General features: G+C 62.6%; 22 protein-coding genes and 1 pseudogene. 2 read left to right on the top strand and 21 right to left on the bottom strand.

Annotation, left to right across the window (positions count from 1 at the left end):
* Position 1: 1 nt before the first annotated feature.
* Complete coding sequence (locus tag ACP26L_RS17085; protein ID WP_426454983.1) at positions 2–478, bottom strand: GNAT family N-acetyltransferase; 477 nt, start codon at positions 476–478, stop codon at positions 2–4.
* A 527-nt stretch (positions 479–1005) separates the two neighbouring features.
* Between ACP26L_RS17085 and ACP26L_RS17080 the strand changes: the two genes are divergently transcribed.
* On the top strand, positions 1006–1413 hold the full coding sequence (locus tag ACP26L_RS17080; protein WP_426454294.1) for a DoxX family protein: 408 nt from the start codon (positions 1006–1008) through the stop codon (positions 1411–1413).
* 120 nt (positions 1414–1533) lie between these two features.
* Here the strand turns inward: ACP26L_RS17080 and ACP26L_RS17075 are convergent, their stop codons facing one another.
* From ACP26L_RS17075 to ACP26L_RS17050, 6 genes are all read right to left on the bottom strand, one after another.
* Complete coding sequence (locus ACP26L_RS17075) at positions 1534–2061, bottom strand: hypothetical protein (RefSeq protein WP_426454292.1); 528 nt, start codon at positions 2059–2061, stop codon at positions 1534–1536.
* Positions 2062–2084: 23 nt separating this feature from the next.
* Complete coding sequence (locus ACP26L_RS17070) at positions 2085–2396, bottom strand: hypothetical protein (protein ID WP_426454291.1); 312 nt, start codon at positions 2394–2396, stop codon at positions 2085–2087.
* A 121-nt stretch (positions 2397–2517) separates the two neighbouring features.
* The gene (locus ACP26L_RS17065; protein WP_426454289.1) at positions 2518–4821 is read right to left on the bottom strand and encodes a thiamine pyrophosphate-dependent enzyme; all 2304 of its coding nucleotides are present in this window, start codon (positions 4819–4821) and stop codon (positions 2518–2520) included.
* Positions 4822–4939: 118 nt separating this feature from the next.
* Positions 4940–5953: a 2-oxoacid:acceptor oxidoreductase family protein gene (locus ACP26L_RS17060; protein ID WP_426454287.1), complete on the bottom strand. Its 1014-nt coding sequence runs from the start codon at positions 5951–5953 to the stop codon at positions 4940–4942.
* Between the two features lie 604 nt (positions 5954–6557).
* Positions 6558–6761 (bottom strand): stalk domain-containing protein, encoded by a 204-nt coding sequence (locus ACP26L_RS17055; protein WP_426454286.1) that lies wholly within the window; start codon positions 6759–6761, stop codon positions 6558–6560.
* Positions 6762–6937: 176 nt separating this feature from the next.
* Positions 6938–7504: a PadR family transcriptional regulator gene (locus tag ACP26L_RS17050; RefSeq protein ID WP_426454284.1), complete on the bottom strand. Its 567-nt coding sequence runs from the start codon at positions 7502–7504 to the stop codon at positions 6938–6940.
* A gap of 172 nt (positions 7505–7676) precedes the next feature.
* On the opposite strand from ACP26L_RS17050, the gene ACP26L_RS17045 reads away from it, so the two are divergent.
* Positions 7677–8288, top strand: coding sequence for a VC0807 family protein (locus tag ACP26L_RS17045; protein WP_426454282.1), 612 nt, complete (start codon positions 7677–7679; stop codon positions 8286–8288).
* Positions 8289–8496: 208 nt separating this feature from the next.
* Here ACP26L_RS17045 and ACP26L_RS17040 read toward each other — a convergent pair whose 3' ends face one another.
* The 14 genes and pseudogenes from ACP26L_RS17040 to ACP26L_RS16975 form a co-directional block, all read right to left on the bottom strand.
* Positions 8497–9045: a chromate transporter gene (locus ACP26L_RS17040; protein ID WP_426454281.1), complete on the bottom strand. Its 549-nt coding sequence runs from the start codon at positions 9043–9045 to the stop codon at positions 8497–8499.
* A gap of 59 nt (positions 9046–9104) precedes the next feature.
* Positions 9105–10700 carry a gamma-glutamyltransferase gene (ggt, locus tag ACP26L_RS17035; RefSeq protein WP_426454279.1) on the bottom strand — a complete coding sequence of 532 codons (1596 nt, stop codon included), beginning with the start codon at positions 10698–10700 and terminating at the stop codon, positions 9105–9107.
* Positions 10693–11952 (bottom strand): pyridoxal-phosphate-dependent aminotransferase family protein, encoded by a 1260-nt coding sequence (locus ACP26L_RS17030; RefSeq protein WP_426454277.1) that lies wholly within the window; start codon positions 11950–11952, stop codon positions 10693–10695. Before ACP26L_RS17030 ends, ggt begins: the two co-directional genes overlap by 8 nt.
* Positions 11936–13264: a Zn-dependent hydrolase gene (locus tag ACP26L_RS17025; protein WP_426454276.1), complete on the bottom strand. Its 1329-nt coding sequence runs from the start codon at positions 13262–13264 to the stop codon at positions 11936–11938. The genes ACP26L_RS17030 and ACP26L_RS17025 overlap by 17 nt, the downstream gene beginning before the upstream one ends.
* A 69-nt stretch (positions 13265–13333) precedes the next feature.
* A complete protein-coding gene (allB, locus tag ACP26L_RS17020; RefSeq protein WP_426454274.1) occupies positions 13334–14824 on the bottom strand; it encodes an allantoinase AllB in 1491 nt (496 codons plus the stop codon).
* A 133-nt stretch (positions 14825–14957) separates the two neighbouring features.
* On the bottom strand, positions 14958–15323 hold the full coding sequence (gene uraH, locus ACP26L_RS17015; RefSeq protein WP_426454272.1) for a hydroxyisourate hydrolase: 366 nt from the start codon (positions 15321–15323) through the stop codon (positions 14958–14960).
* Complete coding sequence (pucL, locus tag ACP26L_RS17010; RefSeq protein WP_426454271.1) at positions 15320–16354, bottom strand: factor-independent urate hydroxylase; 1035 nt, start codon at positions 16352–16354, stop codon at positions 15320–15322. The genes uraH and pucL overlap by 4 nt, the downstream gene beginning before the upstream one ends.
* Before the next feature lie 143 nt (positions 16355–16497).
* Positions 16498–17004 carry a 2-oxo-4-hydroxy-4-carboxy-5-ureidoimidazoline decarboxylase gene (gene uraD / locus ACP26L_RS17005; RefSeq protein ID WP_426454269.1) on the bottom strand — a complete coding sequence of 169 codons (507 nt, stop codon included), beginning with the start codon at positions 17002–17004 and terminating at the stop codon, positions 16498–16500.
* Positions 17001–18305 carry an amidohydrolase family protein gene (locus ACP26L_RS17000; RefSeq protein WP_426454267.1) on the bottom strand — a complete coding sequence of 435 codons (1305 nt, stop codon included), beginning with the start codon at positions 18303–18305 and terminating at the stop codon, positions 17001–17003. Before ACP26L_RS17000 ends, uraD begins: the two co-directional genes overlap by 4 nt.
* A gap of 94 nt (positions 18306–18399) precedes the next feature.
* Positions 18400–19458 carry an ABC transporter substrate-binding protein gene (locus tag ACP26L_RS16995; RefSeq protein ID WP_426454266.1) on the bottom strand — a complete coding sequence of 353 codons (1059 nt, stop codon included), beginning with the start codon at positions 19456–19458 and terminating at the stop codon, positions 18400–18402.
* A 95-nt stretch (positions 19459–19553) separates the two neighbouring features.
* Positions 19554–20290, bottom strand: a pseudogene (gene wrbA, locus ACP26L_RS16990) (NAD(P)H:quinone oxidoreductase type IV).
* A gap of 100 nt (positions 20291–20390) precedes the next feature.
* Positions 20391–21764: an amidohydrolase family protein gene (locus ACP26L_RS16985; protein WP_426454264.1), complete on the bottom strand. Its 1374-nt coding sequence runs from the start codon at positions 21762–21764 to the stop codon at positions 20391–20393.
* A 60-nt stretch (positions 21765–21824) separates the two neighbouring features.
* The gene (locus tag ACP26L_RS16980) at positions 21825–22742 is read right to left on the bottom strand and encodes an ABC transporter permease (protein ID WP_426454262.1); all 918 of its coding nucleotides are present in this window, start codon (positions 22740–22742) and stop codon (positions 21825–21827) included.
* Positions 22729–24093, bottom strand: a complete 1365-nt coding sequence (locus ACP26L_RS16975; RefSeq protein WP_426454261.1) for an FAD-binding oxidoreductase — start codon at positions 24091–24093, stop codon at positions 22729–22731. Before ACP26L_RS16975 ends, ACP26L_RS16980 begins: the two co-directional genes overlap by 14 nt.
* Between the last annotated feature and the right edge of the window lie 67 nt (positions 24094–24160).

The raw sequence follows: 24160 nt of genomic DNA, 5'->3' as shown, positions 1-24160 counted from the left end.
TTCAACTTGTGCATTCTTTCCGGTAGAAGACCAGGGTAGCCCTCTCGTTCAGCCGCTTCTGCTCCCCCGTTCGGACAAATCCCATTTTCTCATACAGATAGCAATTGCGTTCCTCCTCCAGGAGTGTGGCCAGATGCCAGCAGGGAGCCTCGGAGTGCAGTTCCCAGACCCGCTCGATCGTTCTCTGCGCGAGCCCTCTGCCCTGGTATTCGGGGAGAATGAATATCGGCGAAATCCAATATTTCTCTTCCTCACGCCGCACGACACGTATAGCTCCGGCCGGCTGGCCATCCGACAAGATAAGATAATAGCGGCTCTGCGGTTGCCTGATCCGGGCCCTGACCTGCTCCACGGTCATGTTGGCCGGAGAGGTCTCATAGTCTTGATACTTCTCCAGCAGGGGGAGAAAGGCTCGGACCTGCATACTGAAAATACGTTCAGCGTCGGATTCGACGGCTTTTTGCAGGGAGATGTTCATGGGGAAGCCTCCTTTTTCATTCGCAGCGATTCCTGTCAGACGTATGGTTTCGCCTCTCATCACCTTCAAGAACCTCAGATGGCTTTCCTTGGTAAAATTCAGCGTAGACATCAAATAGGTCTCCAGATGATCTGCACTAATCGTCCCCGAGTAGGATTTGTCGGAATAAATGCTGATGTAATCGTACACGATGACTCCCTCCGTTCATCCCAGCCTCCGCACCTTCTCCTCGGTCACCTTCTTACGGACTTCATCCCAGAGCACGGTGATCTCGAATGCCCTGTCTTTTTATCCATATTTTAGCATGGGCGGCAGTGTAACACTATCTTAATCATTCGCCTTCCTCCCCCGGGTCAGCGCCAAGTACTTGGGATCATAGGCGCCCCTCCGCAGCAAAGCTCAACACCGCAAAGCAAAAGAAACCCAGACTGCCCCCATGCGGTAGAGTAAGAGTATACGGATTCGGCCGATGCACGATGGCAGCAGAGCGCCGCATCCACACCTATCGCGCAGAGGAGAAGTTTCCAATGAACAACAGCAAAATCAAACTCATCGCCTACTGGGTCACTACGATCTTGGGCCCGGCGAGCTTTGTGATCGGCGGTACCCTTCACGTGATGCGGCATCCACAGGCCGTCAGTGCCCTCGCTCACCTCGGTTATCCGGCCTATTTTGCCGTGATCCTCGGCGTCTTCAAGCTCCTGGGCGCCATGGCCGTCGTCCTCCCGGGCTTTCCGCGCTTGAAGGAGTGGGCTTACGCCGGCTTTACCTTCGCGCTCACCGGTGCGGCGGCATCGCATCTGCTCGCGGGAGACGGTCCCGCGGCGATCGCCGGCCCGCTGGTCTTCCTGGTGCTGGTTGCCGCCTCGTACCTGCTCCGCCCGCTGAGCCGCAGGCTTCCGGTCGGCAGCACCAACCGCGGTGTATCGCTTTAGCCCGTCAGCCGAAAGACCGGCCGATCCGGTAAGGCCGTCGCGTCCGCGATAGCCCCATCCGGCCTGTAAGCATAAGCAATTCCGGAATCCCGGTAACGATCAAAAAAGACCGCTGAACCCTCAACGGTCTTCCTTCATTGCGGTGACCAAACCAAGCTCCTCGCCGCCCTGGGACACGATCAGGGTGGCTACCTTTTGCAGACGGAGGTACTCGTTCTGCTTGAGATCGGTACGGAAGTAAGCATACATGTAAGCGGCGTTCATGAACGTCATCCCGGGATAACATACCAGATCGGTGTTCGTGAACGGGTTGTCGAGGATGATCTGCCATTCGCCGTCCCGCTCCTCTTCCGGGATCGAGGCGAGCACCGCGCTTTTGGTGATAAGGATGCCCTCGAACTCATCCCACACCAGGGCCCACGAAGGGCTGAAGACGCGCGGCTCTGGGAACAACCCCTTCGCCGTGTCGAGGAGGGCACGCATCCGCTCCGTCTCACCGTCTCCGAACGTCTTCAGCCGCTCCCGGAAGCCCTCGAGGAACAGCCGGAACGGCGTGAAGCCCCCCTCGGTCATCTCCCGGCGGAACGAGTCCAATGCCCCGGGCTCCCCCCAGACGGATTCATAGCTCCTATAAGGATTCTGCTCCATGTCCTGGCATCTCACTCCCCTCTCTACGATACGGTCTCCTGCGGGCCTTCGTCGGCCTGAACGGTCAAGACTCCCCCTGCGTCCATGTACACCCGGCGGGCCGGATCGTTCTTCAGCTTCACATTCATCAGCTTCGCGCGCTCCTCCCGGACGAGCAGCGTTTCCCAGCGGTCCGGCTCAGGGAAGCACTCCGCTTCAAGATAAGGTTCCCTCTCTTCAAGCGCCTCCTTCTCGCTGTTCCACAATTTCACGCCGTAGTAGACGAGGTCGTAGTGGTTTTTTTGCAGGCTCGCGGCGATCTCACCGGTCTCCTTGTGGCGCAGTATATACGGCATGGGCGTACCCCCTTTCTTATTCTTCTCCAATGCATCTCTCGGATAGACACCCTTCCAGCTCCTTCAAAAGAAAGGCGCAACCCCCTCGGTGGAGGAGATTGCGCCGTGGACTTGGCGTGCCCTAGAGGTCGGGATGCTCGTGCTTGGCCTTCAGTCGGTTCCAGCGGCGTTCCACTTCGTTCTCGAACGAGAGCAGCGCCTCCGCGTATTCCGGCTTGGTCATATGCTTGGTTTTGCCCATATTCTTCAGCCATTCGCCGACTGGGATCCGCTTGCTCTTCTCCTCCGGATTGTAGGTGATCGTCGTCACGCCGTTCTCGATCTCATAGAGCGGGAAGAAGCAGGAGTTCACCGCCTGGTCGATCAGGGTCTGCCCGATCTGCTCCTCGGAGAGCCAGTTCAGCGGACACGTGATGAGAATCTTGCCGTAGACGAGCCCCTCATTCTGCGCATAGTACTGGGCCTTGGCGGCTTTCTTCAGCAGGTCCTGCGGATTCGCTTCGCTGCCTGTGAACACGTAAGGAATGTTCGTCGACGCCATGATCTGCGGCGTATCCTTGTGGTGGAACAGCTTGCCGCCCTGGTGCTTGCCGACGTTGGACGTCGAGGTCCGGTGGCCGAGCGGCGTCGAGTACGACAGCTGCGCCCCTGTGTTCATGTACCCCTCGTTATCGTACTCCAGGATGACCATCTTGTGGTTGCGCAGTGCCGCGCCGATCGCCGGCCCCATCCCGATGTCCATGCCGCCGTCGCCGGTGATCATGACGAAGGTGAAGTCGTCCGGCAGGTTCAGGTGGTCGAGCTCGCCGCGACGCTTGCGCTCCCAGAACATCTCCACGACGCCGGACAGCGTAGCCGCCCCGCTCTGGAACAGGTTGTGGATATACGTCGCCTTATGCGAGGAGTACGGGTAGCCGGTAGTGACGACCATCGCACAGCCGGTGTGGAACAGCGCCACGATGTCGCCCTCGATGCCCTTGAAGAAGAGCTCGAGCCCGGAGAAAATCCCGCACCCCGGACAGGCGCCGTGCCCCGGAGCCAGCCGCTTCGGCTTCTTCGTCAGGCTGCGCAGCGGTGGAACCTTGACCTTGAGCTGGCCGGTGGCTTCATCCTTGTTCACCGTGATGAGCCCGGTCTTCAGGTCCTCGTAGCGCATCGGCTCGATGACACGCTCCGGCCGCTTCGTCGGATCGCCCGGCGTGTGGCCGTAGTAATCGAACGGCACGGCCACCCGGCCGGCATTCGCCGCCTCAATCGCCAGCCCGAAGAACGCGTGGCCGTCTTCGGCATAGAAGTCCTTGCCGCCAAGGCCGTACACGCGGGAAACGACCTGCGTATCCCGGTTGCCTTCGGTGAACAGCGCCGCCTTAATCTCAAGCGTCATATTGCCGCCATGGGCGCCGTAGGAATCCGCACGGTCGCCGATCGTCACGGCCTTGACGTTCTTCAGCACCTCGGCGATCTGCTTCGCCGGGAACGGACGGATCATGTTCGGCGCGATCGAGCCGGCCTTGATGCCTTGGGCCCGCAGCTGGTCCACGACATCCTTGATGATCTCCGAAGCGGAGTTCATCAGGAACACGGCCACCTCCGCGTCCTCCATCCGGTACAGGTCGAGGATCGGGTAGTCGCGGCCGGTCAGCACTTGGTACTCCTGCTGGATACGGTCGAACACCTCGCCTGCCTTATACATGGCCTGGGACTGCTGATAGCAGTTGTTGATATAATCCGGCTCGTTCATGTAAGGACCGACCGTGATCGGGTTGTTGCGGTCGAGCACGTGCGGGAACTGCTTCGGCTGCTCGCCGATGAACGCATGCACGTCCGACTTGTGCGCGAAGGTCTGCACCCGGCGTTTCTGGTGGGACGTGAAGTACCCGTCCGACGCCACGATGACCGGCAGGCGCACCTCCGGATCCTCCGCCAGCTTGATCGCCATGATGTTCATGTCGTAGACGGCCTGCGGGTCGCGGCACATGAGAATTGGCCAGCCCGTATTCAGAGCATAATACAGGTCGGAGTGGTCGCCGTGGATGTTGAGCGGACCGGATACCGAGCGGCAGACGAGGTTCATGACCATAGGGAACCGGGTGCCGGACTGCACGGGCATCTGCTCGAGCATATACAGGTAGCCGTTCGCCGAAGTGGCATTGAAGACGCGTCCGCCCGCCGTGGAGGCACCGTAGCAGATCCCCGCGGAGCCGTGCTCGCCGTCGGCCGGGATCAGCTTGATGTCATGCTGGCCGTTCGCTTTCATCAGATCGAGGAACTGGGCCACCTCGGTCGACGGGGAGATCGGAAAATACCCCATGACATGATAGTTGATCTGGTGAGCCGCGTAAGCTGCCATCTCGTTGCCGGACTCGTATACCATCCGCTGTTCGACCGTACCTGAACTGACCTCATTATTGATCTCGATTGCCATCGCTTCTCTTCACCTCTCCCGGATCTTCATACTCAAATAGAAAGGAGCGCGTATGCGGAACATCCCGCTTCTCGCGTTATTGACCAGCTGGAACGGTCTGACAGCAGGGCGCAGCCGCTCAGCCGGACTTTACTGCCAGGTTGAACCGGTGCGGAACGCGGTGGGCTTCCCCGTAGCCATCCGTTTCCCGGTTGGATGTAAGCGCTTCAGTCGGACAGGCCACCACACACTTCAGACAGCCCTTGCAGTACTGGTAGTCAATGCCCTGCAGGAACATCTGCGGACGGCCTTTCTTGTCGGCGGCCTCGTCCCACACGAAGCAGAAGTCGGGACAGGCCGTATCACAGGCGGCGCAGTGAATGCACTTTTCTTCGTCGAAGTGGGGCATCATTCCGCTGCGCGAGATGCTCAGGTCTTTCAGGATCGAGTTGCCCGGGTTGGACACCATCCCGCCGATCGCCTGCGTCTCATAGCCGTAGACTGGAATGTCCCACCGCTTCGGCATCGGCATCTCGAGTCCTTCAGGCAGCGCGAAGGTCTGGAACTGCACTTCATCGTATCCGCGCTGGAACGTCCGCAGGGCGGGCTCGACGGCACCGGGGTATTTTTTCTCCAGGGACTTGCGGATGATGCCTTTCATGTGTTCAAAATCAAGGAACTCACAGAGCCGGAACAGCCCGCCGAGCATGGCCATGTTGACCCGGTTCTTCTCTTCGAGCGCAATACCCGTGGCATCGACGACGGCGATCGTACCGCCGACCAGCTTCAGCTTCTCTTTCAGCTCCGCCGGGCTCTTGGACGAATTGACGAGCACGAGGCTGTCCTCGTACATTCCGCTGATGACATTCACGGTCTTCGACAGATTCTCGTGAAAGACGCCTACGACATGCGGCCGCTCTACGGGCGTCGTGTCCCGGATATTCGTGGTCATATCACAGAACCGGATATGTGCCTTAACGGGAGATCCCTTTTTCTCGGACCCGTAAGAAGAGAAGCTGACACCGTTAAACCCGCTTCCGACGACGCCCGCTTCGGCCAGCATTTTGCCTGCCAGGTTCGCGCCCAGGCCGCCGATGGACTCGAGACGGATTTCGAAGAAGCCGAGGTCGTTCTTTTTCGGTAGGACGCTCATGAGTTCAACTCCCCTCAATAGTTGGAAAATACTGAACTTTCCCACGAATTCAGTATATCAGCAAAAAAAACGTACGCATAGATGAATTATGCAAAAATAGGCCGAATGTAACCCTTTACATCCGAACATTGTGTTATAATAATTCGCCAAATGTGATATTTATTATGTTATTCGACGCACTGTACTGAACTATTGTATGACTTCCCGCGGAGCCGGATGTCTTATGGTATAAATTGAACTTCACGCTGCCCTTCCGGCTGTCCTCCCCCTTTATACTGAAGAGTTTTGTTCCTTAGGAGAGAGAAGCGGGACCGAGTACGACGGTACGAGGGAGGGACGGGTTTGGACCACTTTTAAAACGTGAAAACAAGTATATTTAAAACAAGTATATATTTTAAATTATCCGTTCGATGGCAGGCTCTTATGGAGTCCTTGGATAGGTTCAGAGGGGGCATTTTGTTTACATATTATATATTATGTATCTTGTAACTTGTTGAAAATAAATGCTCCCTCGTGCTCCGGCTGCAAGCCAAGTCATCTTGACCGATCTCCCCTGCAGCTCCCCGTCCCTGGACGCAGCATAGGCCGCCGTCAAGCCGGCAGCCTAAACCATGCAGATGATGTTACGGGATAGCCCCAGCCTTCCCGTCGCACCATCCCTACTGACGTCTTTACCGAGCGCCTCGGCAATGAACCGGAGCGGCACATAGGTCGTCCCGTTATTGAGAAACGGCTTGGCCTGCTCATCCAGCGGTTTGCTCTCCCCGTCGATCACAATCGCCTTGACATTGTAGAACACTTCAATCATACTGCCGCCTGCCGCGTATACATGCAAACAAGTATATTGCAGACAAGCATTAACCCACTACTTAACCGTGCATAAGCGAATGCGGTTTTCGAACACCCGCTCCCCTCCGAGCAGCAAAACAAAGGCAGCCGAACCATCGGCTGCCTTACACCCCTTTGCCCCGCAGATTCAGCAAGCTACTCTGGACCGGCGCTTTCTCCGTTCAGCCGGCGGATCCACTCCCGGCACCACTCCAAGTACTGGCGCTCGTGGCGGATCCCGAAGTCCAATACCGCGGCCGTTCCGTACAACGGGTCACTGCTCGTCTTGCCGGACAGCGCCTGCTCCAGCTCCGCCGATTTGTCCAGATAAGCCGCCAGCTTCGCTTCATGCTGCTGCTGAATCCGCTCGAGCTGCCGGATCATCTGCTCAGGCTCCACAAGCCATAAATTATAGGCCTTGAGGATAAAATCGTCGCGCAGGCTGAATTCCGTCTCGGCCGGTTCCAGGACCCACTCCGCAAGCGCCTCCCTTCCGGGGTCTGTCAGCTCATACACCTTCCTCGCCGGACGGTACGAAAGCTGTTCCACGCCCTGAAGCCGGATCAGCCCTTCCCCCTCCAGCTTGGACAGCTCGGGATAAACCTGGTTGCTTCCGACCTTCCAGAAGGGACCCAGTCTGCCGTTCATATGCTGCTTGATATCGTAACCGCTGAGAGGCTCACGTGCCAATAAGGAAAGCAGGGCATAGCGAATCGAGTTCATGGTGGCGCATCCTCTCTAAGCATAGTTCAACTTCGGACACTGTGTTTTGATCAGCACCGTTGACATAGGTTCATTTTAACATAAATAAAGATTGACATGCAAAGAATTTATATGTTAATTTGTACCTATATCATTCATAACACAATTTATTCCAAGTCGGGAGCTGAACGAAATGTCCAAACGCACCTATCTCCTTGTTACCCTGATCCTCAACGGCTTGCTGCCCTGGGGACTGTATGTATGGTTGTCCGCCCACATGAGCAGCATGGCCGCCCTGTCAATTGCCACCTTGGTACCGCTGGCGGACAATGCGGTCCAATTGATCCGGCACCGCAGGCTCGATGCCTTCGGTTCACTCATGCTCTTCACCCTGCTCCTTTCGCTGGCGCTGGTCTGGATGGGCGGGAGCGAGAAGATCCTGCTTGTCCGAGAGTCCCTGATCACGGCCGGCGTCGGACTTTTCTTCCTCGGCTCCCTGCTCTTCCCGCGGCCGCTCATCTATTACCTCGCCGTCCGGTTTGCGCCTAACAGTCCTTTTCCCGAGAACTGGCAGTATGCCTACTTCCGCGGTGTCATGAAGCGCATGACCCTGGTCTGGGGACTGATCCTGATGTCGGAAGCGGCGGTCCGCATCCTCATGGTGAATGAGCTGTCCATCGAAACGTATCTGGCCCTCTCCCATCTGGTGCTGTACGGGTTCATCGGCTCTGCTGTTGTATGGACGATGCTGTACCGCCGCCGCTGCGCCGCCAAGCTCGCGATGATCAAGCAGTCTTCGTGCTGAGACGGCGTTCTGGGGACATAGTTCAACCGATATTCTTGCGGGACGGCGGCAGGCACGTTTCTAAGCGCGGAAGGCCGAGCTGCTCCCCATTGCCAAAGAAGCACCTTCGTTCGCGGATTAGCGAAACGAAGGTGCTTCTTTGGCGTTACGAGATTCCTGGGGCGGATTGCCCCAGGCTCATGCTCGGGTGAAGCCCGGGCAGATGAACCTATCCCCGCAGGAAAAAGGCGCCGATGCCCAGCGACAGGAGGATGCCCCATACCGCGTTGATCTGCAGGTACTGCACCAGGATGAAGAAACCGGCCGCAATGGCGAACGGCAGGAACGAGACCGGCCCGGCCGAGGACTGAAACGCGTACTTGGCAAAGTCATAGGCAAGCATCGCCATCATGACGAAGATGACCGGCTGGATGCCGCGGATCATGCCCCTCACGTACGGGTTGCCCTCGAGCTTCAGCATGACGCCGGCCAGCGCGATCATCAGCAGTGCGGTAGGCAGCACGACCGCCGCCAGAGCGACCGCGCCGCCCATCCAGCCGGCCACCTTATAGCCGATGTAGGCGGCCAGCTTCGTCGCGATGGGTCCGGGAAGCGCATTGCCGAAGGCCAGCGCCCGCCCGAACTCCGCCGTGTCCATCCACTGGTTGCGGTTCACCACCTGATCCTCGTACAGCGGGATGATCGAAGGCCCCCCACCGTAGCCGAGCATAGTGGCCGTACCGAAGGAGAAAAACAGCTTCCATAGTGTTGCGAGCATAAATGAGTTACCGTCCTTTTGTTCTTAGTTGCTTGAGGCACCGGTGACGGACGGCACGGCTACCGTCCGATCGCGGCACCGTCCCCGCGAGGATCCGCCGCCCCGGTCCGCAGGCCGTCTTTTGCAATGCGGATGCCCTGCGCCTGGCCCATGATACCGTCCCATGCACCGAAGAGCTGGACGTTGTGTCCCCACGCCCGGAGGCGGTCCGCCTCTGCGCCGAATCCGCGGTCCTCGATCCGCAGCACATCGCTGTCCTCGCCCCACGTCCGGCCGTACACCCAGCGCGGCAGGTCCACCGCTTCCTGGATCGTACAACCGTAATCCACGACGCCGGTGATCAGCGACAGGGTGGTCTGTGGCTGGCCCTCCCCGCCCTGCGTACCCATGAGCAGCGAAGGCGAGCCGTCCTCCATCAGCATGCCGGGCATCAGGGTATGGAAAGTGCGCTTGCCGGGGGCCAGCGCGTTGACATGCGTCTCGTCAAGCGAGAAGAACGAGCCGCGGTTCTGCAGGAGGATCCCTGTGCCTTCCGGCATATAAGCCGATCCGAAGTCGAAATACAGGCTTTGGATAAATGATACCGCATTTCCGGCTTCATCCACAACCGCCGCATACGCGGTATCCTGGCCGGAGGCCGGCGACAAGTGCGGAGCGGCGATCGGCGGCAGCCGCTTAATGCCCGCGGCCAGCGTCTGTGCGTATTCCTTGCTCAGGAGCTGCTTCAGCGGAACCTTGGCGAACTCCGGATCGGTGAGGTACCTGTCGCGGTCACGGAACGCCCGCTTCACAACTTCCGCGGCGAGGTGATAGAACTCCGCCGAGTTCCGGCCGATGGCCGAGAGGTCCATGCCTTCCAGCATGTTCAGCATCATCAGGACGGAGAAGCCCTGCGAGTTCGGCGGCATCTGCAGCACCTCGCGGCCGCGGTAGGTCGTCGAGACCGGCTGAACCCAGGTGCTGCGATGTGCTGCAAAATCATCGGGGACGAGCGGCCCACCGTCCTTTTGCAGCCCGTCCGTGATCCCTTTCATGAGCGGGCCGGTGTAGAAAGCGTCCCGCCCCTCTTCCTGGAGCGTACGGAGCGCGGCGGCAAGATCCGGCTGCAGGAGCCGCTCCCCTTCGCCGAGCAGCCGGCCGCCGCTGAAGTACAGCGAGCGGAGCCCCGCATCCTGGCGCAGCCACGCCTCGTCCCGCTGCATCCAGCGGTGAAGATCCCGCGAGATCGGGAATCCTTCCTCCGCATAGCGGCGGGCGGGCTCCAGCACCTCGGCCCAGGGGAGCCGGCCCCCGCGCTGCCACACCTCCCACCAGGCATCGACCATCCCCGGCACCGTTACGGCGCTGAGCGGTCCGCGGTGCGGTATCGCGAACAAGCCCTGACGCGTAAAGGCGTCGATCGTGGCCCCGCGGCCCGCCCGGCCGCTGCCGTTCAAGCCGTCGACCTTGCCGGAGGCCGCGTCGTAGATCAGGAAGAACGCGTCTCCGCCGAGCCCGGTCATGTGCGGATAGACGACACCCAGTGCCGCACTGACGGCAACCGAAGCATCATAGGCGTTGCCGCCCTGCTGGAGGATCGCGGAGCCCACCGCGGAAGCCAGGTAATGGGGAGACGTGACCATCGAGCGGTAGCCCGCCGGCATTGCATTACGCATAGGAGGCCTCCTTCCCGTTCCGGTATACATCGAGCGCTGCCTGAACGCCTTCGCCGCGGGCCACGCTGACCCCGTGGCGGATGAGTACGGCTTCGAGGGCACCGAGCACATGAAGCACGTTCTTCTGGCGGGCCGAGAAGCCCATGGTGCCGATACGCCAGATTTTGCCTTTGAGGGGACCGAAGGAAGAAGCGATCTCGATCCCAAAATCCTCAAGAAGCATCGACCGGACCGATTCGCCGTCCACGCCTGCGGGCACCGGAATGCACGTGACGACAGGCAGCTTGCAGGCCGGACTGCCGTACAGCGACAGCCCCATCGCCTGAATGCCGGCTACGAGCGCCTGCTCGCACTGGCGGTGGCGGGCGAAGCGGGCCTCCATCCCTTCCTCGAGCAGAATCCGCAGCCCTTCCCGCAGCGCATACAGCATCGAAGTCGCTTCCGTATGGTGATTGAGCCGTGCCGGGCTCCAGTAATCCTGCAGCTGCGCGAGGTCGAAATAATTGCTGCGGATGACCCGGCCGGCCGGTTCCAAGGAAGGCGCTGCGGCAAGCTTCGGGTCGCGCAGGCCGCGCTCGATCCGTTTGCGCCGGAGCACCTTGGCCTCCACCCGCTCGTTGTAGGTGATCGGAGCGAGGCCCGAAGGCACCGAGAGACACTTCTGCGTACCGCCCATGACGGCGTCGAGCTTCCACTCGTCGGTCTCCACCGGCGTCCCGCCGATGGTGGCCACCGCGTCGACGACAAGCAGGATATCGAGCTCCCGGCAGGCCTCCCCAATCTCCTTCAAGGGCTGCATGCAGCCGGTGGACGTCTCGCCGTGCACCACGGCTGCGATCTTGGGCCGGTGCTGACGCAGATGCCGGATGATCTCTTCCGGGTCGAAGACGCTGCCCCATTCCTTTTCGATGAAGGAGACCTCGGCGCCGCAGCGCTCCGCGATCTCCATCAGCAGATAGCCGAAGCGGCCGTATACCGGCACGAACACCGTATCACCGGGCTCGATCAGGCTCGTCAGGACGGCTTCAATGCCGGAGCGGGACGTGCCGTCCACCGGATACGCCCACTGGTTCCCCGTAACGAACAGGGAGCGCAGCATCTCCATCGTCTCGTTCATGAGTCCGGTAAATTCGGGGTCGAACTGGCCCAGGACCGGGTAAGACATCGCCCGAAGCACCCGGGGATCGACTTCGACGGGACCCGGCGTCATGATGGTGCGCAGCGAGGGTGACAGGTCACCGTATGTTTTCATGCGGGGACTCCCCTTTCTCTATCTCTTCGTAAGCAAGCGTGTACAGCACATTGCACAGAACGGCAGCCCCGCGGGCCAGCTCCTCCGGCGACGTATATTCCTCCGGTGCGTGCGAGATGCCACCTCGGCTTGGAACGAAGAGCATCGCGGCAGGGCACAGCCCGCTGAACACCTGGGCGTCGTGGCCGGCTCCGCTGTACATCCGGCGGCTGCGAAGCCCGAGGCCCTTCGCGGCCGTCTCGACCGCTTCGCAGAGGCGTGCGTCCATGGGTGCGGGAAGCACGTTCATCCACTGCTCCCCGGCGAATTCCAGCCCCCGGGCGGCTGCCATTCCCTCGAACACGCCGTACAGCTCATCGCAGAACGCTTGGAGCGTATCGCCGTCCGGATGCCGCACATCCAGGGTGAACACCGCCTGGCCCGGGATCACGTTCGAGAGCCCTGGAGCGGCACGGATCGAGCCGGCGGTCGCTACCATCGCTTCCCCGTAGGCACGGGCCCGCCGCTCCGCCTCAAGGATCATCTCGCACGCGCCGGCGAGCGCATCCCGGCGCAGCCGCATCGGCGTCGTGCCGGCATGGTTGGCTTCTCCGCGCAGCGTGAAGGTCCAGCGCCGCTGCCCGGTAATACCGAGTACGACGCCGAGGTCGAGCCGCTCCTGCTCCAGCACGGCGCCCTGCTCGATATGCAGCTCCACGAAGGCGCCGATATCCGTGCGCCGGGCGCTGCGGTGCGTGCCGGGCCCGAAGCCGGCCGCCTGCATCGCCTCCGCCAGCGTTATGCCGCCTGCATCCGCCGCTTCGGGCGGGGCATCCGGCGCATAGCGGCCGGTCATGCTGCCCGAGCCCCAGTAAGTCAGCGGGAAGCGGCTGCCTTCCTCCTCGCAAAGCGAGACGGCTTCGAGCGTGCGCCTCGGCTGCCCGCACCGGCGGTGCAGCAGCTCGATGGCGGCAATCGCGGCCGCGATGCCGGCTGCTCCGTCATAGAGGCCGCCGCAGCGGACCGTATCGATGTGGGAGCCGGTCAGTACAGTGCCCTCCTCCTCCGAGGTCCCCTGCAGACGGCCGAACAAGCTTCCCGTCTCGTCATAATAGGCTGTCAGCCCGGCGCCTTCGATCTCCTGCCTTACCGCGGACTGGGCTTCCTGCCAAGCCGCACTGTACAAAGCCCTCGTATAACCACCGTCCGGATCGGCCCCGCACCGTCCGAATGCATCGAGCAGCGCGGTGATCCGGCCGGCCAGCTCCTGCAAGTCCCCGGGCCCGGCGGGCCGCCAAGCTCCCATCCCTTCCTGCGGCTGAAGTTTGGCCATGTGCTGTCCCTCCCGTTCCCTGTGTCGTCAACTTCACTTCCGTTCGGGTCCATCGAGTTGCAAGCCGGCCTAGTCCGCCTCACCGGTCCGCTCGTCCCGGGCTGCGGCCGCTTCAGCAGCCGCACCTGAAACGGCACCTGAAGCCGCATCTGCAGTCGTTTCTGCAGCCGCTTCGGAACCGCCGCGTACCTGCGGCCTGACCCATACCCCGGCCGGCTCGCCGGAGATCCCCTCCTCCGCCCGGTACACGACCCGTCCCCGCACCAGCGTCGCGGCCACCCGGCAGCCGAAGGCTCTGCCGGTATACGGGCTCTGCCGGTGGCGGTCCAGCAGCAGCTCCTCCGTGAGGATGTAGCCCTTCTCCAGATCAACCAGCGCCAGGTCGGCATCGAAGCCCTCGGCTATGCAGCCCTTGCGGCCGTAGAGACCGAACCGCCTCGCCGGACCCTCGGAGAGCACCGCGGCGATCCGCTCCAGCGGAATCCCGCGTTTCAGGTGGCCTTCATCCACGAGCAGCTCCAGCGAGCTCTGAGCACCCGAGATGCCGCCCCAGACCTCGAACCAGTCGGCGGAGAGCTTCAATTCCGGCGGGCAGGGCGAGTGGTCGGAGGCGACCAGATCGAGCCCTCCGTCCCGCAGCGCCTGCCACAAACCTTCCCGCTCGGATGGTCCGCGCAGCGGGGGCGCGCACTTCGCCCGCTTGCCGATCGTCTCCATGTCACCGGCTTCCAGCACAAGATAATGGGGGCAAGTCTCGACGGTGACGTCCAGCCCCCGGAGCTTCGCAGCGGCGATCAGGGCCACCGCAGCCGGCGAGGAGATGTGGACGAAATGCAGCGCGCAGCCCGTCTGCTCCGCATAGAACAGCGCCCGGGCCACCGCTTCGGTCTCCGCGATCACCGGGCGGGATGCCGCATAGTCCATCGCGCCCGTCTTGCCGGCTTCCACGCTGGCTGCGGCCAGCTTCGAGACGATCATCTCGCTCTCCGCGTGCAGCGCCAGCACGCCGCCCAGCGACGCAATCTCCCGCATACCCTCGAGCAGAGTAACGTCGTCCGCACGGGCAAAGACCTCCTCGCCTTCGCCGCCCGGCTCGGACATGAAAGCCTTGAAGCCGACGCAGCCCGCCTCCTGCAGGCCGCGCAGCTGCGCCCGGTTGCCCGGCACGAGACCGCCCCACAGGGCGAAATCCGTGTAGGACCGGCCCTGCGCCGCTTCCAGCTTGGCCTGCAGCGCGGGAAGGTTCACCGTAGGCGGCACGCCGTTCAGCGGCATGTCAATGCAGGTCGTGCAGCCGCCGGCCGCAAGCGCCGCCGACCCGCTGACGAAGCCTTCCCAGGCGCCGAGCCCCGGCTCATTCAGATGCACGTGGGCATCGATCATTCCCGGCATCACCACCCGGCCTGAGGCGTCAAGGACCTCGCAGTCTTCGTCCGCATCAAGCCGTTCGGCGACCGCGGCGATTTTCCCGTCCCTGATGCCGATCTCCGCAGCCCGGACACCGTCCGGCATCACCACCCGGCCGCCCCGGACGATCAGATCATAAGAAGTCAAGCCCATGCGTGATTCCTCCTTCTCCGCGGACCTCCAGCTGCCTTCAACGTACCCGGCATCTGGTATCCGGCCTGCTGTTCGCATTTGCCGGTCGCTCCATCATCCATCTTATCTATACCATTCCGTTCGGCTTTCGGCTCTAACTGCCCCGGTATGTGCTGTATCCGCCCGGAGCGGCAAGCAGCGGGACATGGTAGTGGGCCTGCGGGTCCCCTATGCCGAACCGCACCGGCACTTCCTCCAGGAACGGATAGGAGGCATCCCCTCCCGCTCCTTCACTGCGGAAGTACGCACCCGCCAGGAAGAGAAGCTCATACCTGCCTGCCTGCATCGCCTCTCCTGCGAGCAGCGGTTCATCCAGCCGCCCGTCATCGTTGGTCACGGCCGATTTCAGCAGCTCCCAAGCCCCACTCTCGGTCAGGCGCCGGAGCTCCACCCCCATCCCCCGGGCCGGGCGGCCGCAGGAGACATCGAGCACATGGGTCGTCAGTCTGCCGCTTCTCATGAGGTCGGCGCCTCCGAACGAACCGCCGATTCGGTCTCGATCGCCGCTGCCGCCTCGCTGTCCAATCCGCCTGCGGCGGCGGCCAGGTCCTCCTGCGTCATCGAGAAGCCCTGGAAGCCGTACGGCGGACGCGGCTCGGTGTAGACTCTGGCGTCGGAGCCGTCCACACTCTCCACCACCGTTTCCCAGGTCCGGTTGTTCGACTCGAAGCGCACCTCGGCCAGCTGCGGGAACCGTGCGAGAATACGCAGCCCGATCCGGTAGATGAGATGCTGGATCGACGGAGAGTTCGCTTCATGGAACACCGTGTGCGCAATATCCCGGATCTGCTCCGATGCGGCATAGCGGCCGTTCTTCGGATCGATCGCGTCGCTCTCGTCTTTGTACGTCCATCCGATGTTCAGCCAGATAAAAAGCGGCCGGTCCTGCGTCTCGGGCAGCGTCGTATACTCGTCACGGATAAAGCCGGCGAAGGAGCTGCCTTTGACCTTGATGAGCTGCAGGCCGGTCAGCAGGCTCTCCTGCTTCAGCACGGCAAGCCCGCCCTTCTCCGAGCGCTCAACCACGATGGAAGCCGACGTATGATCATTATGCGACCGGCGGAACACCAGCCCGCTCTCCCTCCAGCCTCCGTCCGGCGAGGCCACGCTCAGGCCGTCGAACGGCAGGCGGTCCGCTTCCAGCTCCACGGTGGTGATGTGCGCATATTTGCCCAGAAAGATCCCGGCGATGTGGTACAAAAATCCTTCGATAGTGCTGCCCTCATAGTCGGCGGCGTGGCGGATGATCAGATTTTTCATCGAATCGGTGGCCACGACCATCGAATTGTCCCCTTGGGTGAATGAGGGCAGGAAGGCTTCCCCCTTCACCGCCGCCTTCACATTCATCGCCAGGATGACATTCCCGTCACCCGTGAACGGCGACTCCGGGATGCGTGTGACTTCCGTCAGCGGTTCGGCGAAGGTGCGGTAGACGAGCACATCCCCTTTGCCGTAGTACATCGTGCGTCTGCCCGTTTCCGTTCTGCCCATGACAGCTCCTCCTCCATGTCTCTTTGCGGCTCTATACCCGGGGTTCGCCCCTCGCGATTCCCTTCGTTTTCCTCAGATGTTCGATTCCGGCGATGCGGGTGCCGTACGAATCCATCTTGAACAAATCTGCTTAGCTTATAGGCTCAGCCGTCCACCGTGTCCTCCAGCCGGAAGCGGGCGATCCGCGCCACTTCCCGCAGTGCCGTCTCCCGTTCCTCCTCGTGGTTGTTCCTGTGGCGCTCCTTCATGGCCGCGAGAATGGAATGCTTGTTATGCCCCCGGACGGCGAGGATAAAAGGAAACCCGAAGCGCTCCGTATAAGCGCTGTTCCAGAACGTGAATTGGGAAAACTCCTCCGCCGTGAGCTCGGTCAAACCGGCCCCCTGCTGCTCGCGCACCGAGGAATCGGTCATCTTCAGCCTTCCAGCGAGATCCGGATGCGCCCGCAGCAGCTCCAGCTGCTGCTCAGGCGCCGCCTGCTCTACTGCCGCGGTCATACAGTCATGCAGTGCGTCCAGGGACGCGAAGGGCGCCGAGGCATGTGCCCGCTTCGCCACCCAGGGCGAGTGCTCGAACACCCACCCGATGCTCCCCACAAAATCGTCCTCGTTCATGCCATTGAGTTCCTCCAGCGTATAGGCTTTCGTCATGATACGGCCTCCTCCTTCAAGCTTCCGCCCGTTACGAACTCCTCCATCAGCGCCGTAACCGGCGGCGACGTCACCGCCACGATCCGGCCCCGGCTGACCACATAACGGGGAAGGGGCTGCGTACGCAGCAGCTCGGCGCTGCCGGAACCCCTCAAGAGCACAAACGAGGCGGGCTTTCCTTCCTGCAGGCCGTATTCCCCTTCGATGCCGAGCACCCTGGCCCCCCTTACCGTGATCATCCGCACGAGCTCCTCCATCTCGGAGCTCCCCGTCATATGGGCGAGATGGGCCGCCATATGCGCTGCCTGCAGGAGGCTACCCGTGCCGAGCGGATAGAACGGCGAGCGGATGTCGTCATGGGCGAGGGCCACGTTCACGCCGCCCTGCCACAGCTCCCGGATGCGGGCGATCCCCCGCCCCTTCGGGTAAGGGTCGAAGCGGCCCTGCATCGCCGAGGAGATCAGCGGGCAGGAGACGATCTGGGTGCCGGAGCGGACGAGCAGGCCGAGCAGCTTCGCGAAGTAGGCATCCGGATAGTAAGCCGTGGCGTTGGCGTGGGCGGCGGTGACCTTCTCCCGCAGCCCGGTGCGCAGTGCGCGCTGCGCCGCCGCCTCCAGGAACCGGGAATGGGGATCGTCGAGCTCGTCGCAGAACACATGAACGAAGCAGCCGGTCTCCTCCGCCAGCCGGAGGACGATATCGAGCGAAGCGATGCCGTCCTCCCGCGTCGGCTCCCCGTGGGGGATGGCTCCGATCCCGTCGGCCCCGAGCTCCAGCGCCTGCCGCAGCCTCGCTTCGTTCGCCGGACAGGCAAGGATCCCATCCTGGGGGAAGGCGATGACCTGCAGACTCACATAAGGCTTTACCCGCTCCCTCAGCGCGAGCAGCGCCCGGAGTGCGGTGAGCCGGGGGTCGGAGATGTCGGCCATCGTCCGCACATGCAGGATGCCCAGCGGCACCTGCGTCCTCAGCACCGCCTCGGCCCGGCTGAGCACATCCTCTTCGGTCAAAAGCAGCTTGCGCTGCTGCCACAGCCGGATGCCCTCGAACAGCGTGCCGCTGACATTGTATGCCGGCTCGCCTGCGGTCAGCACGGTGTCCAGGTGGATGTGCGGCTCCACGAAGGGCGGAAGCGCCAAGTGTCCGCTCCCGTCGATTTCCTGGGCGCCCGCCGCTTCCTCCAGCTCGCCGGCAGGCCGGATGGCTGCGATATGCGAGCCCCGGACCCCAATATCCACGGGACTCAGACTCTCCCCGCCCGGCAGGCTTACATTGCGAAAGATAAGATCATATCCCTGCATTTCCGGCCTCCTTTGGTTTGTCTTCCTATGGGAACCCGGTCGCCGTCCCTCCCCCGTACCGATCTCCGGCCGGCCGCAGGTCGTCACGGCGCACTCACTTGTTCGGCAGATACTCCACCGTGAACGCCTGGGACGGATCGACATCCGCCTTCAGCAGACCGATGTCCACCAGCTGCTTTGCAAGTGCCTCCCAGCGCTCCTTGGTCATGTACCCCACACCTTTCGTCTCCGCGTCACCACCATAGACGAGCGGCTTTTGGGCCTCCGCGCCGTAATCCATATTCGCAATCGGCAGGTCGGGGTTCTTCGCCTGAATCGTAGGATGAATCTCCGAAGCGTGGTCCTTGTAGTACGCCCAGCCCTTGACGGTGGCTTCGACGAAGCCCCTTACGACCTCTGGATGCTCCTTCAGGAAGCTCTCGGTGGTGAACATGACATTGGCATAAGGGTTATAGCCGAAGTCCGCGTTGAGCAGCACCTCCGTCTCGATCCCCTGCTTTTGCATCGTGAACGGCTCCGAGGTGATATAGCACTGGATCGCCGCCGTCTTGTCATTCACGAAATTCGCAAGCGACCCCGTATATTTCAACTCCTGCACCGCATCCAGCTTGTAGGCCTTCTTCATGTATTCCCAGTAAGCGACACCGCTGCCGACATATACTTTATGGCCGTTCAGTCCCGCGATGTCCTTGATGTTCTGGTCCTTATGCACCATGATGCCCTGCGGGTTCTTCTGGAAGGCCGCCAGGATGGCCACCAGCGGAATCCCGTTCTGCCGGGCGAATAGAATCTCGTCCGCCTGCCCCATCCCGAACTGGGCTTTGCCCGAAGCGACGATCTGGGTCGCAGAGACGCCGGGGCCGCCCGGCTGGATCGTCATGTCAATGCCCGCATCCTTGTAAAAGCCCTTGGCCAGCGCCGCATAATTGCCGCCGTGCTCCGGCTCCGCGAACCAGTTCGTCACCTGGGTGACCGGCACCGCCTTCGTTCCGGCGGCCGGCGCCTCGCCGCTGCCGGGAGCTTCGGCGGCCGGCGCTTCCGCCGTCTTCGCCGTACAGCCGGTGAGAATGCTGAAGCCGAGCAGGAGCAGAGCAAGCGCAGAGGAGGCCGGGCGGCGTGCAGAGCGGGAACCGCGAAGTATCGGACTGTTCATGGGGGTTACCTCCGTTATCGTGTGGGTATGGTGCAGGCATTTCGCAGTCTTAACAAGAGCGAATTCAAGATCATCGGCGTCACGTGCGGACGCCCTTATGTAAGCGGCGTCAGCCCCCTCCGCTCCCGCCGGCTCCGGTTCCAGGGAGCCAGCGCTTCCGCGGCCCCCGCTACCCGTGCGCCGAGCCTCCGCGCCATCGTCAGCTCGCGGGCGTCCGGCTGCAAGGAGGAATCAGGCCCGGCGAGCGTGCTCGGCCCGTAAGGCGTGCCGCCGATTCCATCTGCCGTCAAGTACTCGGGATTCTCCGTGTAAGGCGAGCCGACGATGATCATTCCGAAGTGGAGCAGGGGAACCATCGCGGTCAGCAGGGCCGCTTCGTGGCCCGTATGGATCGAGCCGGCACTCGTCAGAAGCCCTGCCGGCTTGCCCTCCAGCCCGCCGGAGAGGTTCAGTGAACCGGCCCGCTCCAGGAAGAGCTTCATCTGCGCGGGCATCATGCCGTAATAGGTGGGAAACCCCCACACCACCCGTCCGCCCATTCGAGATCGGCCGCCGAGGCCAGGGGCACCCCGGCCTGTGCTTCCCGGCTCTCCCGGTACTTCCTGACCCGGTCTTCGATGTCAAACACACGGGTAAGTCCATCCTGCCCGGGGGCCGCTGCCTCACTGCCGGACAGGCCGCTCCGGTATGCTTCCGGCTCCAGTGCGTCATCGCCGATACGCAGCAGCCTGACCTCGGTTCCCGGCACGTCGGCAGCCCCCCGGGAGGCGACCTTCGCCATCTCGTAAACATGCCCGAAGGCGCTGTAATACACCACAGTGATGCGGGCCATTGGCGCTCTCTCCTTATTCCTTCACTCCCCCCGTCAAGAACGGTGGCAAGCCGCTTGCACGCCATGCAGCCAGAGCGGCTGGCCAGCATTCCGCGCCGGCTTAAACCGCACTGCTGCCTGCGACGCCTGCGGAGCGGCTCCCCTCCCGCCCTGCCGGGGCCAGCTGCGGAGTATCCCATACCCGCTGCTGCACCGAGGCATGGATCCATTCGCCGTGCCGGAGAACCCAGCGGCTGGCCGGCACCTCGGCGAAGAGCTCGTCGACTGACCGGGCGTCGAGCACGACGCCGTGGGCCGGCAGACCGGCTGCGGTTCCGTAATCGTCCAGCCCGAGGATACGTGCCGGAGTGACGGTAAGCATGCGCAGCACCGTCCGCAGATCCCCCGGAGCGCCCAGGTGGGCGGCATAGCCTGCGATCTGCCCGATCTGGAGCAGATCCCCCCGGCCGAACGGATGGAACGGATCCTGGATGTTATCGGATGCCGCCGCCAGGGGAATGCCGGCTTCGAGCAGCTCCCGGATGCGGGTCGTTCCGCGCCGGACCAGCCCCCGGTCTCCGCGTCCCTGCAGGTACAGGTTCACGGCCGGCAGCGTAACGGCCGAGAGCCCAGCCTCCGCCATCCACCGGATCGTCTGTCCGGCCGCCGCCTCATCCATCGCCGAGAGGGAGCAGAGGTGATCCGCCGTCACCTTTCCCTGCATGCCGTAGTCCACCGTACGACGGGCGATGTGGGCCACGGTGCGGACAGCGGGATCGTCGCTCTCGTCGGCATGCAGATCTACCCTCCTGCCGTATTTCTCGGCGAGCGAGAAGATCCAGTCGATATCCGCCTCCGGCTCCGGCGACAGGTGCGGGGCTCCTCCGATCCCGTCGAGGCCGAGGCGGAAGGCTTCGGCCAGCGCCTCTTCGGTCCCTGGATTACGCAGACCGTAAGGGAGCATCGGGAACAACTGAAGGTCAATGACCGCCTTCAGCTCCTCCCGCACCTCCAGCGCAGCCTCCACCGTCCGCATCGCCACCTCCCGGCCCGCCTTCAGGTTGAAATCCAGATGGCTCCGGATGCTCCTCGTTCCGTGCGAGAGAGCGGCCAGCGCCGAGCGCCTGATCCGGCTGCGGATCTCCTCCCGGCTGAAACCCGGTACCGCGGCTCCGTAATTGCGGACCGCTTCTTCGAGCGTGCCGGAGCAGTTGCCGACCTTCGCAAGCGAGTAGGCCTTGTCGAGATGCATATGGGCATCGACGAAGCCCGGTAGCAGGATGCGCCCCTCAAGGTCGAGCCGCACCGTCTCGCCGTCATGATGCGGCCGGCCGTTCAGCAGAGGCAGCTTCAGCGCCCCGGCGGCCGGCACGGCCCCTTCCGGCTGCGGTTTGACCGACGTCCACCGGCCTCCCGCCCCCTTCAGCTCGTAGAGCTTCGATTCGTCCAGCAGCGGCAGCCGCACATTGACCAGATGCAGATTCCAAGGCGCCATGGTATCCCTCCCCCGGATTAAGCCTTGCTCTATCTTCTCTTAGGATTCACGGCCTCCGCCTCAGTTCTCCGTGCGCATCTCGGATTCGTGCCACGAGCTCAGCATCCATCTGGAGAACAGATTCACGAGGAGGAAAAAGCCGATGCCGAGCAGCGAAGCCGACAGGCCGCAGGCGAACAGGTAAGGCGTCTGCAGCCGCGAGGCGGCCACTGTGATCGCGTAGCCGAGGCCTCCCTGGCCTCCGCCGATGCCGGCAATGTACTCGCCGACGATCGCCCCGATGACCGCGAGCGTACAGGAGATCTTGAGGCCGGCCACGATGTACGGCAGGGCCGCCGGAATGCGCAGTCTCCACATCGTCTGCAGCGGCGATGCATTGTAGAGGTAGAACAGGTTCTTCATGTTGTGGTCGGTGGAATTCAGCCCGATCAGCGTATTGGACAGCATCGGGAAGAATCCGATGAGAAAGGCGATGATGACGATCGCGTTCAGGCCTGCGCCGAACCAGATGACGATGATAGGAGCGATCGCGACGATCGGGATGGTCTGCAGGATGACCGCGTAAGGGTATACGCTCTTCTCGATCCACTTGGAGGAGGCGAGGAGGATCGCTCCCGCCACGCCGAACAGGATGCTGAGCAGGAACCCGGCGATCGCTTCGGTCATCGTGGTCGTCACCGACACCCAGAGCCCGCTCCTGTTCGCCAGGCCCGCCTCCACGATGTCCGAGGGTTTCGGCAGAATGTAGGGCGGGATGCCGAGCCCCTTCACGATGATCTCCCAGCCTCCGGCGGCAGCGACGAAGGCGGCCAGCGGGGGCAGCAGCTGGCGGAGTGTGCCCGGGAGCCTCCCAGCGGACCTGCCCTTCAGCGGACCGGTGCCGCGCCAGGCGTCTCCTGCAGCAGCCGCTTCACTGCCGTGTCCGGCAGCCGGATCTCCCGCTCCGGCGGGATGGAGCACGCTTTTATCCATGGCCATGGGCTGTTCCTCCTTCCTCCTCGTGCGGAGAGGCGGTCAGCTTGCCCGGATTGAGCAGCCCCTGCGGATCGTTCAGCCGCTTCCGTCGAAGCATCGAGCCCGCCTCCCCCCGCCCCCCGTCGGCCAGCACCCAAGTATGGGGATCGAAGATCCGGACGCCGATCTTCTCGAAGAAGGCGATGATCTCATAGAGCCGCTCCTCGCTCCTGTATTTCACCAGAGGCAGCGAGGAGAGGGCGGGTTCGCCGCCGCTGCGGATCCACTCGAAGTGCAGGAGCACCTCGCTGCCGAAGGCCGACTTGATCAGCCCCATCTGCTTCAGGTAATCTCCCGGGGAGAAGCCCGCCTGCAGGTACGTGACATTCGGATCGCCCTTCAGCGCCCACAGGGTCGTATGGTTCCACGTAAAATCGGACAGCCCGATCGTCTTCCGATACTGTGCCGCTTCGGTGACATGCCCGATCCCCCCGCCGAAGTCCTCGGCCAGCTTCTGCACGGCGCCGTATGTAACGTCCGCGGTCTCCAGCAGAACAGCCGCTTCTTCCGGCTGAAAGCGCGAAGCGATCGGGGTAAAGCAGACGGGAATCGGCCATTCCATCGGCGAGACAAGCCGTTTGGCGATGCTGCCGTCCCTGGTGAGCGCCTCACCGAACTGTACGGCCGCTCCCAGCTCCGGGAACTGCACGATGGACTGCATCCATTCGGTCCGGGGCGCGAGAGGAATCAAGAGCTCCGTCACGATGCCTGTCGTTCCGTAGTTGTGGATGTAATCGAAGAGCTCCTGTCCGCGCACGACAAGCCGCCGGGGCTCCGCTTCCATCGTATACACCGCCGCCTCCAGCACATTGCCGTCCCAGAGATTGCCCCACGTCACCGACCCGATGCCGCCCGAGCCCCCGCAGACGAACCCGCCGACGGTTGCTTTCATGAACGTGCTGGGGTAGATGCGCAGCTCCCAGCCCTCCTCCCGGGCCCTGCGCTCCAGGGTGCCGAGCTTCACCCCGCACTGGACCCGGGCGGTCCCCCCGCCAAGCTCCAGAATCCTGTCCATACGGCTCAAGTCGATCACCAGACCGCCCTGCAGCGGAACCGCCTGGCCGTAATTGCCTGTGCCGGCCCCACGCACCGTGACCGGAATGCTCCGCCGGTAAGCAAGCGAGAGCACCTTCACCAGCTCTTCCTCGTTCGACGGCAGCACCACCCCGTCCGCCAGCTTCTGCCGCAGCTTCGGCTCCAGCACCGGCGAATACCAGTAATAATCCTTCGAGAGCCGGGTCCGTGACTCCGCGTCAAGCAGCAGCCTCTCGTCCCCTACCAGGTCCAGCATGTCCTTCTCCCATCCGATCGCCATGTCCCTCACTCCTTCCTTGATCCGGCCGGAACCGGCAGCCACCTTGGAATGATCCTATGAAATGCTT

Source organism: Paenibacillus sp. S-38, from assembly GCF_049942825.1.
In the GTDB taxonomy this organism is placed as follows: domain Bacteria; phylum Bacillota; class Bacilli; order Paenibacillales; family NBRC-103111; genus Paenibacillus_G.
This window is presented reverse-complemented; position numbering and strand designations above follow the sequence as displayed.